13 protein-coding genes are annotated in these 12947 nt (G+C 42.2%); 7 read left to right on the forward strand and 6 right to left on the reverse strand.

The features are described from left to right. Positions 1–11 precede the first annotated feature (11 nt). A complete protein-coding gene (locus DES35_RS05235; RefSeq protein WP_114366047.1) occupies positions 12–1706 on the reverse strand; it encodes a DEAD/DEAH box helicase in 1695 nt (564 codons plus the stop codon). Positions 1707–1973: 267 nt separating this feature from the next. Next, a complete protein-coding gene (locus DES35_RS05240) occupies positions 1974–2300 on the reverse strand; it encodes a hypothetical protein (RefSeq protein ID WP_037360234.1) in 327 nt (108 codons plus the stop codon). A gap of 59 nt (positions 2301–2359) precedes the next feature. Here DES35_RS05240 and queG point away from each other — a divergent pair, with 59 nt between their 5' ends. Then, positions 2360–3325 (forward strand): tRNA epoxyqueuosine(34) reductase QueG, encoded by a 966-nt coding sequence (queG, locus tag DES35_RS05245; RefSeq protein ID WP_037360237.1) that lies wholly within the window; start codon positions 2360–2362, stop codon positions 3323–3325. A 10-nt stretch (positions 3326–3335) separates the two neighbouring features. Here the strand turns inward: queG and DES35_RS05250 are convergent, their stop codons facing one another. Next, a complete protein-coding gene (locus DES35_RS05250) occupies positions 3336–4655 on the reverse strand; it encodes a UDP-glucose dehydrogenase family protein (protein ID WP_114366048.1) in 1320 nt (439 codons plus the stop codon). Continuing rightward, positions 4652–5794, reverse strand: coding sequence for a DegT/DnrJ/EryC1/StrS family aminotransferase (locus DES35_RS05255; RefSeq protein ID WP_037360393.1), 1143 nt, complete (start codon positions 5792–5794; stop codon positions 4652–4654). Before DES35_RS05255 ends, DES35_RS05250 begins: the two co-directional genes overlap by 4 nt. Positions 5795–5905: 111 nt before the next feature. Between DES35_RS05255 and DES35_RS05260 the strand changes: the two genes are divergently transcribed. Continuing rightward, entirely contained in the window at positions 5906–6691 is a 786-nt protein-coding gene (locus DES35_RS05260) for a hypothetical protein (protein WP_114366049.1), read from the forward strand. 45 nt (positions 6692–6736) lie between these two features. After that, on the forward strand, positions 6737–7105 hold the full coding sequence (locus DES35_RS05265; protein ID WP_037360243.1) for an RNA-binding S4 domain-containing protein: 369 nt from the start codon (positions 6737–6739) through the stop codon (positions 7103–7105). On the opposite strand, the gene hemH is transcribed toward DES35_RS05265, so the two are convergent. After that, complete coding sequence (gene hemH / locus DES35_RS05270; RefSeq protein ID WP_114366050.1) at positions 7085–8122, reverse strand: ferrochelatase; 1038 nt, start codon at positions 8120–8122, stop codon at positions 7085–7087. The genes DES35_RS05265 and hemH overlap by 21 nt on opposite strands. Before the next feature lie 21 nt (positions 8123–8143). Next, a complete protein-coding gene (tyrS, locus tag DES35_RS05275) occupies positions 8144–9430 on the reverse strand; it encodes a tyrosine--tRNA ligase (RefSeq protein ID WP_037360248.1) in 1287 nt (428 codons plus the stop codon). Positions 9431–9701: 271 nt separating this feature from the next. Here tyrS and DES35_RS05280 point away from each other — a divergent pair, with 271 nt between their 5' ends. Genes DES35_RS05280 through DES35_RS05295 form a run of 4 tightly spaced genes read left to right on the forward strand, consistent with a single transcriptional unit; the run spans position 9702 to position 12937 of the window. Then, complete coding sequence (locus DES35_RS05280; RefSeq protein ID WP_037360250.1) at positions 9702–10184, forward strand: hypothetical protein; 483 nt, start codon at positions 9702–9704, stop codon at positions 10182–10184. A gap of 34 nt (positions 10185–10218) precedes the next feature. Next, on the forward strand, positions 10219–10659 hold the full coding sequence (locus DES35_RS05285) for a hypothetical protein (RefSeq protein WP_114366051.1): 441 nt from the start codon (positions 10219–10221) through the stop codon (positions 10657–10659). Continuing rightward, complete coding sequence (gene hflX / locus DES35_RS05290; RefSeq protein WP_114366052.1) at positions 10656–11861, forward strand: GTPase HflX; 1206 nt, start codon at positions 10656–10658, stop codon at positions 11859–11861. Before DES35_RS05285 ends, hflX begins: the two co-directional genes overlap by 4 nt. Positions 11862–11875: 14 nt before the next feature. After that, entirely contained in the window at positions 11876–12937 is a 1062-nt protein-coding gene (locus tag DES35_RS05295; RefSeq protein WP_114366053.1) for an aldo/keto reductase, read from the forward strand. Positions 12938–12947 lie beyond the last annotated feature (10 nt).

Raw genomic sequence — 12947 nt, forward strand, 5'->3', positions numbered from 1 at the left:
GTCTTCTTTGCCTATGATTTCAAAGAGACTTTTTTTCTGGTTCGTTTGATGGCAGGGGATTCTTCCCGGCCGGTGCCGGGGTTTTTTCTTAAAGCATCTTTTTTATAAGAATCTTCTTTTATAAAAATCTTCCGGCCTTGCAACGAATAACCCTGAATGGCCTTTTGAATTTTATAGGCAGCTTCTTCTGAGCATTTAAAAGTGGAAAAAGATGAGAGGGTTTCAACGCCAGAGATTTCATCTCTGCCAAGACCACCTTTTTCTTTCAGTAAATCTTTGACATCCTGCCAATACATTCCGTCTTTGGTGCCTATATTGATATACCATCTGCGAATCCCCGAGGTGGAATACGGGCTTTCGCCGGACTTGCCTCCTTTTTCTGGTGAAACATTCAGATCAGGAGCATTGCGATACATTTCCAGCAATCTGTTGAATTCCATACTAAATATTTTCTCAATTAACTCGCGGGGGTGAAATTTTTCCAACATCTCATCGAGCATTGGACGAAATTCTTCGATGACCAAAGGATTCACCTCTTCCGTAGTGATTCGGTTGATCAGGTACTGCATTTGGTTTGTGCAGACTTCCATACCAGAGGGGACTTTGGCATACTGTATTTTTCTTTTTATAATTTTCTCAAGCGTTCGCAAGCGGTGCAACTCGTTTTTGCTCACCAGGGCTATTGACGTTCCTTTTTTACCGGCTCGGGCAGTTCGGCCGCTGCGGTGTGTAAATGACTCGAGGTCGTCAGGCAGATGGTAATGGATTACATGCGTTACGTCTTCGACATCGATTCCACGCGCTGCCACGTCCGTGGCCACCAGGATGGTAGCGGCTTTCTTCCGGAAAGCATTCATCACCTGCTCTCGCTGCGCCTGGCTCATATCGCCGTGAAGGGATCCAGCCGGATATCCATGGTCAATCAGCTTGTCCGCTACCTGTTGCGTTTCAATTTTAGTCTGGCAAAATACAATGGCATAAATATCCGGATAAAAATCCAAAACTCGAGTCAGGACCTTGATGCGGTCTCTTCCGTCGATAAGATGATAGATGTGTTGGATATTTTCGTTTAGCTGCCCGCCACCTGCCACTGAAATGTATTTTGGGTTTCGCATGTAGGATTTTGAAATCCTCTTGATATCTTCGGGCATCGTTGCGGAAAAGAGCCATGTATGCCTGTCTTCCGGGGTCTGACTTAGGATGGCATCGATATCCTCCTTAAATCCCATCGAAAGCATTTCATCTGCCTCATCGAGGACCACTATCTTTATGTCGTTTAATTGGATAACACCCCTCTCCATCAAATCCATCAGACGACCGGGTGTGGCTACAAGTACATCAGCACCAGCTTTTATTTGTTTGATCTGTGTACTCATGTTTGCACCACCATATACGGCAACTATTTTTGATTTTTGATATTTGGAAAACTTTTCCAGCTCTCCGGCTATCTGAATACACAACTCTCTGGTGGGTGACAAGATCAATGCCTGTGGCACCCCTGAGTTCTCCTTAATTTTTGATAGCAAAGGCAATCCAAATGCGGCTGTTTTACCGGTTCCGGTCTGAGCCAGCGATATGATATCAGTATCTTCCTGTAGTAGCAGCGGGATAGCCTCTTGTTGAACAGGTGTGGGTTCCTTGTAACCCATTTCGGTAATAGCCTTTAGCAGAGCCTCACTGAGGCCCATCCATTCAAATGTGTTCATTGTTTTTTCTAACTTTAGTGTTGTTTAAAATCGGGCAAATCACCCGCCAACACCCGCCGTGACCCCCAGATTGGAATATTCTGAAAAAACTTTCTGGCGTCGGATAGGCAACTTGCTTACCAAGCTGCAAAGGTAAGTGGTACATCAACCAACTTTTTTCAGAACAAGCTATTAAACTTAAAACCTAAAAAAAAAGCCCCTCCACTTCGCGTTTCGGGGCTTCCGTGTCACGTGTGTAAGCCTGACACGTAACAAACCACAACCTAATTACTCTTTGTTCTTTTGTGACTGATGAACATGGATTATTTTACTTTCGGATTCATAATCATTTGAAGCAGTCTTTACCTTTATGGACCTCATCTTATCTCCTGAAATAATAAATGCAATAGAATCCTCGCTTCTTTCTTTTTCGGAGGTTTCATTGAACTTATTGCCTGATTCACATGCTATCATTAACACCAGAAACAACCAGGATGCTATGGTAACGTATATAACTGAAGAGCTCTTTCGCATAACCAAAAGCATTGTAGATATCAACAAATGAAAATACTCAAAAAAGGCCCTGAAATACCCATATCCAGGTATTTTTACCATTTCAAAGAAAACAATTGTTATAGAATAGATTTACACTATTAAATTGAATACCAATATCTATGTCCAATAAAATTAAAGAATTTATCCAAAAAAGTGCTTTTAAACTTGGTTTTTTTAAAATCGGTTTTGCGAGGGCTGAGTTCCTTGAAAAGGAAGCTTCTTTACTCGAAACCTGGCTCATGCGCGGTTATCATGGCGATATGCTATGGATGGAAAATCACTTTGACAAAAGACTGGACCCTCGCCTTCTGCTGAACGGATGCAAAACAGTGATAATGTTTGCCCATAATTATTATCCGTCGGAAAAGCTGAAATTGAATCGCTTTAAAATTTCCAAGTATGCCTATGGAGAAGATTATCACAATGTGCTGAAAGATAAGCTTTACAAAATAGCATCGGAGACAACCGAAAAATTTGGCAGTTTTGCGTATAAAATTTTTGTAGACTCTGCACCAGTCATGGAGAGAGCTTGGGCAGAGCGTTCGGGAATCGGATGGGTGGGGAAACATTCGCTTCTGCTCACCAAAAGCACAGGCTCCTTTTATTTTCTGGCAACCATGCTTGTGGACCTTGATTTAGAACCGGATGCCCCTGTGCCCGATCACTGCGGAAATTGCACGAAATGTATAGATGCTTGTCCGACGGAAGCCATCCTCATGCCCAAGTTGGTCGACAGCAATAAGTGCATTTCCTATCTGACTATTGAATATCGAAAAGAACTGCCCGATGAGTATCAATCCAAAATGAATGGTTGGATTTTTGGGTGCGACATTTGCCAGGATGTGTGCCCTTGGAATAGATTTTCCACACCTCATTCAGAAGAGAGATTCAATCCCTCAGAACAGCTAAAACAAGTTACAGATGATGAACTCTATCAAATGGAAAAAGAATTATATAATCAGATTTTTGCAAAGTCAGCGGTTAAAAGGACAAAATTTCAAGGATTGAGACGAAATATAGATTTCATAGAAGATGAGGACAGAAAACAAAAAAGCCGGCCAGACGGCCGACTTCCATCTCTCTAGTCTCGGTCTCTTAGACTACGCCTACTCCATAATAGGCAAAACCCATTTCTCGAAGTTCTTTGCGGTCGTAGATATTTCTGCCATCGAAAATTACAGGCTGTTTTAGCAATTTTTTTATGACTTTGAAACTTGGAGCTCTGAATACTGCCCACTCTGTGACAAGCACCAGCGCATCGGCATCTGCAAGGGCATCGTATTCATCCCTGGCATACTCAATCGAGTCTCCTAAATAATGTTTTTTAGCCTCGTTCATAGCCACAGGGTCGTATGCCACGACCTGCGCACCGTGTTTCAGTAGTTTTTCGATAATCACAAGTGAGGGGGCCTCACGCATATCGTCGGTATTGGGTTTAAACGATAGCCCCCAGATGGCAAATCGCTTTTCTTGTATTTCTCCTTTAAAATGTCGGAGTATTTTTTCAAACATTTTTTCCTTTTGGGCCTCGTTGACTTCTTCTACTGCTTCGAGTATTTTCAACTCATGACCCAATTCTTTACCGGTCTTTATAAGAGCCTTTACATCTTTTGGGAAGCATGAACCTCCATAACCTATGCCGCTGTAAAGAAATTTTGAACCAATTCTCGGGTCAGAACCGATTCCTTTTCGCACCATGTTTACATCTGCTCCGGCCAATTCGCATAAATTGGCGATTTCGTTCATAAAACTGATTCGGGTCGCCAGCATTGCGTTGGCTGCGTATTTGGTCATTTCAGCGGAAGGAATGTCCATAAAAATCACAGGATGCCCATTCAGGGTAAAGGGCTTGTATAGCCTGCTCAGAATTTCCTGGGCTTTTTCGCTTTCCACACCAACCACTATGCGGTCAGGTTTCATAAAATCGTCGATAGCTGCTCCTTCTTTGAGAAATTCCGGATTGGATGCTACATCAAACGGTATGCTTTTACCTCTGGCAGACAAGGCATCTTCAATCGTTTTCTTAACTTTCTTGGCAGTACCAACAGGTACGGTACTTTTCGTGACGATGACAAGATAATCTGTCATTTTGCGTCCTATTTCATCAGCTACTGCAAGCACATACTTCAGGTCTGCACTTCCATCCTCGCCGGGAGGTGTCCCCACGGCGATAAAGACCAGCTCAGCTCCCTGAATGGACTCACCAAGATCGGTCGTAAAGTTGAGTCTTTGCCGTTTGTAATTTCTGATCACCATTTCCTCAAGCCCTGGTTCATAGATGGGCATGATACCTTTTTTAAGGCTTTCTATTTTTTCGGTGTTTATATCTACACAGGTGACTTCAACACCTACTTCTGAAAGGCAAGTGCCGGTAACAAGACCAACGTAACCTGTACCTACTACAGAGATTTTCATGAGATGTAGCGTTTTAAAAAGTTGAAAACATGATGGATAATAAAATCTTGTTGCTCTTTGGTCAGCTCAGTGTGCATAGGAAGTGAAATGACCGATGCAGCTAATTGTTCGGAAATTGGAAAATCTCCTGGACCGTATCGATCACTTTGGTAGGCCTTCTGCTTGTGCAATGGTATGGGGTAGTATATCATGGAAGGTATTTTTTGCTCTGCCAGATAATTTTTCAATCCGTTTCTGTCTACTTCAGGGCTCAGCTTCAGTGTATATTGATGAAATACATGGGTTGAGTTCAATGTTCTTTTAGGAATTTTTAGCAACGGATGACCTTCAAAGGCATGGTCGTAATACTCAGCTGCAGCTTGCCTGGCTTTTGTATAATCGTTGAGGTATTTCAACTTAATGTTGAGAATGGCTGCCTGTATCGTATCCAATCTGCTGTTTACCCCTACAATGTCATGATGATACTGAATGCTTTGTCCGTGATTGGCAATCATTCTAAGTTTAGAAGCCAGTACATCATCATTGGTAAAGATGGCTCCGCCATCCCCATAACACCCAAGGTTTTTGGAAGGAAAAAACGAGGTACAACCAATATGACCTATGGTCCCGGCTTTTTTTACAGTGCCATCGCTAAAGGTATACTCTGCATTAATGGCCTGGGCCGTGTCTTCAATTACAAACAGATTGTATCGGTTGGCAATCGCCATTATGCGCTCCATATCTGCACATTGGCCGAATAGGTGCACGGGCACGATGGCTTTTGTCTTGGACGTGATTGCCTTTTCGATTTTTTGCGGGTCAATTAGGAAAGTTTCTTCATCCACATCCACCAGCACGGGTGTCAGCTTCAGCAGTGCTATCACTTCGGCCGTTGCCACATATGTAAATGAGGCGGTAATTACTTCATCGCCAGGCTGCAGGTCTAGTGCCATCATAGCCAGCTGCAGCGCATCCGTGCCGTTAGCACATGGGATTACGTGGTGTACTTTCAGATGTTTCTCAAGGTTTTCTTTAAACGTTCGCACCGCTGGTCCGTTGATAAAGGCGGTGCTTTCTAGTACTTCATTGATTGCCTCATTTATTTCGATTTTAATTTTTTCGTATTGAGTGGCAAGATCCACCATTCTGATTTCCTTCATTAGCCTCTTATTTGTTTTTGTATTCAAAAAAAAGTGAACAAATGTACTTTCACAGCCCATCAATACCTCTGACAAAATCCAGTACTTTTGTAAAATTCTTCATGAATCCTGATGAGAAAGTTGTTGGTCAATCTGCTTTTAATCTTAATGGCATTGGTATTTGGTTCATTGAGAGCATCTGCACAGTTTAGGGTGAAAACAGATACACTCGCAGGATTCTTTTTGCCTGTTAATTTTGGTATAGGCTGGCCATCGGCCGACCTGGCTGAGCGCTTTGGGGTGAGCTACAGGGCCGGTACAGGTTGTTTTTACCGTGGTTTTAGCGGATGGACATTTGGGATTGAGGGTGATTTTTGGTTTGGAGATGTGGTAAAAAACCGAGATAAGATTCTCAGAGCTGTGTCCAACGAGCAGGGAGTTGTATTAGACCACCTAGGTATGGATGCCAACCTGATGACTTTTCAAAGAGGGTGGATTGCAACAACTTTCATTGGAAAATTATTCAGAGTGTGGAATCACAACCCTAACAGTGGTGTGCTGATTACATTGGGCAGTGGTTATCTACAGCACAGAATACGACTTGAAAGCGGACATCAACAGTCCATCATTTATCAGATAGAAAATGAATACCAGCGAGGTTACGACCGACTAAACACCGGTTGGCACGGCCGAATGTATGTCGGTTACCTACATGCAAGCAACTATCAGACTTATAATTTTATGATAGGTATTGAACACCTGATAGGAACTACCCGCAGTGTGAGGGAATTTGATTATTCGACCGGTACGCATGACCTTCAACCTTTATCTAATGGACTGACTACCGTCAAGTTTACATGGTATTTCAGCATGTACAAAGAAAAAATTACAAAAGAAAAGAAATATTTCTATTTCTGATGTGTACAGAATGTCTTCATAAAGCAGGTAATAAAAAATTGAATTGTGAGAATAGATAAGTTTTTGTGGTGCGTCCGGCTTTTTAAAACCCGTTCGCTGGCGACAGAAGCTTGTAATGCCGGAAAAATTCTGATCGAAGGCATACCGGTGAAGCCATCAAGAGAAGTAAAGCCGGATACATTTTTCAACTTCAAAAAGACGGGTATTACTTATCTGTTTAAAATAAAAGAGATTCCCAAATCCAGAGTAGGTGCACCATTGGTCGATCAATTTTTGGAAAACTGTACTCCAAAAGAAGAGCTCGAAAAGCTTGAACTTTTGAAATTGGCTAAATCATATGTACGGCCAAGAGGGCTTGGCAGACCTACAAAAAAGGAAAGACGGGACATCGAATCATTTCTCGGTGAGGACTGAGGCCAGGGTTTCGTCTACCAATAGGGCCAACGTTTCTACCCATAAGCGATTGGTATTAAGACAGGGGATAAATGTAAACTCTTCCCCACCGTTTTTCAGGAAGATTTCCTTTCCTTCATCTTCCAGCTCTTCAATGGTCTCCAGGCAGTCGGCTACAAAAGCAGGACTTGCTACCAAAAGTTTTTTCACTCCGGCTTTTGGCAAGGATTTGAATGCATCGGCTGTGTAAGGTTGTAGCCACTTGTCGGAGCCAAGCCTCGATTGAAAAGAAAAACTATATTTATCCTGTGCAATGGATAATATTTGAGCGACCTTGTCGGTGGTAACCTTTACCTGATGCAGATAGCAAAAAGCATGTGCCGCCGAAGTGACTGAACAGCAATCAGCAACTTTACAACAGTGACTGCCTGTGATATCTGACTTTAAAACGTGCCTTACAGGTACACCGTGGTAGCTAAAAAGGATATGATCGTAATCCGACTGGAGAAAGGGTCTTATGGATTCGGCTAAAGCATTCAAATAAGATGGATGCTTGTAGAACGGAGGAACTGTGTGCAGCCTGAAGGTATAACGGGCTTTGTTGTAAGCCTTTTTAACATGTTCAACAGCAGTTTCATAGCTGCTCATGGCATAATGCGGATATAGCGGTACCATCACCAGGTCCATCAGTTCCGGTAATTCGTCGTTGATAGCTTCCAAAACTTCCTTAGGAGATGGATTGGCATATCTCATACAATAATACGTGGGAATACCCGTGAATTCTTCGAGAAGTTTGGACAACTTTTCTGTAATAGCAATCAGCGGAGCACCATCCTCTGTCCAAATTCGGACATATTTGGCCGCACTTTTAGGCGCCCTAAGCGGAGCTATAATTCCTTTGACCAGAAGTGTCCTCCAGAATTTAGGAATGTCAATCACCCGCTCATCCATCAGAAATTCATTCAAATATCGTCTGACGTCCTTTGTGCTTGGCGAATCTGGAGAGCCGAGGTTGACTAGTAGTATGGCTGTTTTCAATTTAAATTTATACTTTAATTACTATACCAATTTAATTAAAAAATAGTTTTTCTTACCTTTTTGAATGAGCATGTACCGGCCGTTTAGTATTTGATTTTTAGTAACTGGCTGGTGTTCGTTCCAGCGTATTTTGTTGATTTGAACAGCGCCTTGCTGAAGCATTCGTCGAGCTTCACCGCGCGATGGGAAAGCGCCTGTCACATCTGTCAGAAAAACAACCGGATCCGAAGGCTCATGTAATGAGAGTTTTGAAACCTCTGCCATCGGTACGCCTTCAAATATTTGAAGAAAAGTTTTTTCATCCAGAGAGGCAAGTTCTTCAGCAGATGATTTGCCAAAGAGTATTTCAGTGGCTTTGAGAGCTGTTTGGTACTCCTGCAAGCCATGCACCAAAACAGTAACTTCACGTCCAAGTGCTTTTTGGAGTGCTCTATGATGGGGAGCTTTTTGATGCTCAGCAATCAGGGATTCTATTTCGTCTTTTGTAAGTGTCGTAAAGATTTTTATATATCTGGCAGCATCGTCGTCAGATACATTTATCCAAAACTGATAAAAAGCATACGGTGATGTCTTTTTAGCATCGAGCCATATATTACCTGTTTCCGTTTTGCCAAATTTTGTACCGTCGGATTTGGTTACTAATGGTACGGTGAGCGCGTAAGCATTTCCGCCCTCTATCCTGCGAATGAGTTCTGTACCAGTAACAATATTACCCCATTGGTCTGACCCACCTAACTGAATGGTTACCTGATGATGCTTCCATAAATAGTAAAAATCATATCCCTGAATCAACTGGTACGAAAACTCCGTAAATGACAATCCCGAACCATCTTCTAATCTTTTTTTTACCGAATCTTTAGCCATCATGTAATTGACGGTGATATGTTTTCCTATATCCCTAATAAAGTCGAGGAAGGAATATCCGGCCATCCAGTCGTAATTGTTGACCAATTCAGCTCGGTTTTTTTTATCGGATGAAAAGTCCAAAAATTTTGTCAGCTGACGTTTTATGCATTCAACATTGTGCTGGAGAGTCTCTTTATTCAGTAAATTTCTTTCTGTTGATTTAAAACTCGGATCTCCAATCATCCCGGTGGCACCACCTACCAGCGCATAAGGCTTATGACCACTTCTCTGAAAGTGAAGCAAGGTCATCACCCCTACCAGATGACCGATATGGAGTGAATCGGCGGTCGGGTCGAATCCAAGATACGCAGATCTTGGTCCATTAGTCAGGTGATCTTCGATGCCGGGAGTCAGGTCGTGGAGCATTCCTCTCCAGCGTAACTCTTCAATTACATTGCTCATTATCAACGATTCATTTAATCCAAAGTCGCAAAAGTACGATTGCTGTCAGATACGTTTTTGCAAAAGTTTATTTTCAGAATCGACACAAAAAGTTAAGATTTATTTTATAAAAAGAGAAAATTTATTCATTTAAACCACTTTAATTTTTGATTTTGAAGAAAAAGGTTTCGCTTTGAATAATCTGCTGTTCAGAAATTAAAATCTGATTTTGATATTCTTTTTAATAAAAAAAAAATCTGTATAATCATATTTGCAGGCGTTTTTGACAGAAATGAGCATTGATAACCGCAATTTGATAATTACTCTACGATACGTACTTTTATTCTTAATTTCACTGATTCCATTAGACTTTCTGCTTTCACAAGTACCTGGCAGAATTAGTTCTTATTTTGCCAATCATACCATGGCTATTGTATCTTTTATTCTTATTCTCATTCTTTTTATATTGAGAATCAAGTATTTTTATTTTGAAGCAGAGTACGAAATTATACACTTGCGACAGAGACCTCTGATGTTTGACTACATGACTTTGCTGAATTCCTACGGATACAGTAGATACGAATTCCCCAAAAGATTGCTCAAAGATGTCTATGTTGAGAACTTTCTCTGGTTCAAGACATTGGTTTTTGTTGTAGAAACCACAGGAGGCAAGCTCAAAGAGCGAACCATAGATGTCACTTACATTTCAGGCAAGAAACTCGATGAAGTTCTTCGCATCATGAGGTCTATTATACAAAAGAACAAAATGCAGTAAATCGCAATTACTTTTGCAAAAACCAATTAGCCTCATGTATACCGGAATAAAGCACCTGCATTCATTTCTGCCCTATGTCTTTCTGTCTCTTAGTATTTTTCTGGTTCTCTACTCGCTCATCAGCTGGAGAAAAAGAAAGAGCTACAGCAAGAGCGACACAATTCTGAGGAGCGTTGTCGTCAGTTTAGCACACATACAGTTGTTGATTGGCCTGATTCTCTATTTTATATCACCAATCACAAAGAGCGCTTTTGCCGACTTTGGAGCTGCTATGAAAGACTCGGTATTACGGCTTTACGCCTTAGAGCACATCTTCATCAACATAGTTGCCGTTATTCTAATCACTATCGGAAGCGTAAAAGCCAAAAGAGAAATCATCGAGTTTAAAAAGCACAAGCTGGTAGGGATATATCTTGGTATTGGTACAGTGCTTATTCTGAGCAGAATTCCCTGGCATGCCTGGCCTGGAATATGATTGAAAGCAAAATAAAAATTTCTCAAGAAAGGGAAAAAGCCGTATTAGTAGGCGTCAGCACACCCGGCCAACCTGAAGAAAAGACAAGAGAGTACCTCGATGAACTTCAGTTTCTGGCTGATACTGCCGGTGCAGAGGTAGTAGGCACCCTTACTCAAAAACTGCAACATCCCAATCCCGCAACTTACATTGGCAGCGGCAAATTAGAAGAATTGGGAGAGATGGTGCGCACATTGGAGGCCAATCTGGTAATCTTTGACGATGAATTGTCAGCGACCCAAATCCGGAATTTAGAAAAATTCCTCCAGGTCAAAATTCTAGACCGCACCAATCTGATTCTTGACATTTTCGCAGGTCGAGCTCGTACATCGTATGCCCGTGCACAGGTAGAACTAGCACAATATGAGTATCTGTTGCCACGACTCACCCGTATGTGGGCGCACCTCGAGCGACAGAAAGGAGGTATTGGACTCCGAGGTCCAGGTGAAACACAGATAGAAACCGACCGCAGAATTATTCAACAAAAAATTGCCTTGCTCACAGAGAAGCTTAAAAAAATAGACCGCCAGATGGCTACTCAGCGAAAACACCGTGGTGATATGGTTCGCGTAGCCCTGGTAGGCTATACCAATGTAGGCAAATCAACCCTGATGAACCTACTAAGCAAAGCCAATGTATTTGCAGAGAACAAGTTGTTCGCCACTCTGGATACAACTGTTCGCAAAGTAGTGCTCCAAGATGTTGCCTTTTTGCTAAGCGATACCGTCGGATTTATCCGAAAGTTGCCTACACAACTGGTTGAATCCTTCAAATCTACTCTTGATGAAGTAAGGGAATCCGATCTGCTGCTTCACGTGGTGGACATATCACATCCGGCTTTTGAGGACCATATAATCGCTGTAAATCAAACCATACAGGAGCTGCTGCAAGGTCAGGAGAAGAAAATTGTGATGGTCTTCAATAAAATCGATCTGTACCAGCCGGCCAAAAGAGATCCGGATGACCTGTCTCCACTTCAGAAAGACCAAATGACTTTAGACGACTGGCAACAGACATGGATGGCAAAAGCAGCCGGAGACTGCGTCTTTATTTCTGCTGAGAAAAAAATAAACATTGACAGTCTAAGGGAAGTATTGTACCGCGAGGTAAAAAAAATAAGAGATGCCAGATATCCATATGCCGGAATTAAAACGGACATTTAATAACAAACAGCCATATGAATTACACTACCTTAGGAACATCAGGTCTTAAAGTCTCTTCTCTTTGTTTTGGAGCCATGGGGCTGGGTAAAAGCTGGAATTGGGGAGCCGACCGAGAAACTTCCTTCAAACTCCTTGAGACTTTTGCCGATGCCGGAGGAAATTTTATAGACACTGCCAATATCTATACAGATGGTGAGAGTGAGAAAATCATTGGTGAATTTCTTAAAACTGAAAGGGATCATTTTGTAATTGCCACAAAATATACACTCGCTGATTCGCGTACAGGAATCAAGGCAGCCATTGAAGAAGGAAAAGGAAATGTAAACGGCACAGGCAACAACCGAAAAAACATGCTTCGCAGCCTCCAACAAAGTCTCAAGAGACTTAAGACCGATTACATTGATGTTTTTTATCTGCACATCTGGGACCATATGACACCGGTGGAGGAAGTAATGCGTGGACTAGATGATTTGGTATCCAGAGGTTTGGTACACTATATTGCCATTAGCGATACACCAGCCTGGGTAGTGAGCAGAGCACAGATGCTGGCTGAACTCAGGGGATGGGCCCAGTTTGTGGCATTGCAAGTCGAATACAGTCTTTTGCAGCGAACGCCGGAACGGGAACTTATACCAATGGCAAGAGAACTTGGACTGACCGTGACACCATGGGCCCCCTTAGCCGGTGGAGCTCTCACCGGAAAATACCTTCATGGAGAGAAAGGAAGGCTGCCTGACAACAGCCGGAGATTAAGTCCTGAGGCACAAACAATTATACGTGAAGTTATCAAGGTAGCGGAATCTTATGGTGTGCCGCCCTCCCAAGTTGCATTGAGGTGGACCATGCAACAGGATTTTAAATGTATTCCAATCGTAGGAACTACCAAGGTAACCCAGCTCGAAGAAAATTTAAATGCGCTGCATTTAACGCTTGACCAAAAGCACATTGATCTGTTGAATGAAGTATCATCAATAGAGCTGGGATTTCCGGGTTCATTTTTCAGAGAAGAAGGTGTAAAACAATCCGTGTATGGTGGATTTTTTGAAAAAATCGAACACCCCAACTTACCTGAATAATCCCAAAAAG

This window comes from Schleiferia thermophila, from assembly GCF_003337435.1.
GTDB classification, from domain to species: domain Bacteria; phylum Bacteroidota; class Bacteroidia; order Flavobacteriales; family Schleiferiaceae; genus Schleiferia; species Schleiferia thermophila.

Bases quoted from the DNA above. Each gene is read 5' to 3' on its own strand.
- DES35_RS05255 (WP_037360393.1), bottom strand. From the start codon at position 5,794: ATGAAGGAAATCAGAATGGTGGATCTTGCCACTCAATACGAAAAAATT.
- DES35_RS05235 (WP_114366047.1), bottom strand. From the start codon at position 1,706: ATGAACACATTTGAATGGATGGGCCTCAGTGAGGCTCTGCTAAAGGCT.
- DES35_RS05280 (WP_037360250.1), top strand. From the start codon at position 9,702: ATGAGCATTGATAACCGCAATTTGATAATTACTCTACGATACGTACTT.
- tyrS (WP_037360248.1), bottom strand. From the start codon at position 9,430: ATGAGCAATGTAATTGAAGAGTTACGCTGGAGAGGAATGCTCCACGAC.
- DES35_RS05295 (WP_114366053.1), top strand. From the start codon at position 11,876: ATGAATTACACTACCTTAGGAACATCAGGTCTTAAAGTCTCTTCTCTT.
- queG (WP_037360237.1), top strand. From the start codon at position 2,360: ATGTCCAATAAAATTAAAGAATTTATCCAAAAAAGTGCTTTTAAACTT.
- DES35_RS05240 (WP_037360234.1), bottom strand. From the start codon at position 2,300: ATGGTAAAAATACCTGGATATGGGTATTTCAGGGCCTTTTTTGAGTAT.
- hflX (WP_114366052.1), top strand. From the start codon at position 10,656: ATGATTGAAAGCAAAATAAAAATTTCTCAAGAAAGGGAAAAAGCCGTA.
- DES35_RS05250 (WP_114366048.1), bottom strand. From the start codon at position 4,655: ATGAAAATCTCTGTAGTAGGTACAGGTTACGTTGGTCTTGTTACCGGC.
- DES35_RS05285 (WP_114366051.1), top strand. From the start codon at position 10,219: ATGTATACCGGAATAAAGCACCTGCATTCATTTCTGCCCTATGTCTTT.
- DES35_RS05260 (WP_114366049.1), top strand. From the start codon at position 5,906: ATGAGAAAGTTGTTGGTCAATCTGCTTTTAATCTTAATGGCATTGGTA.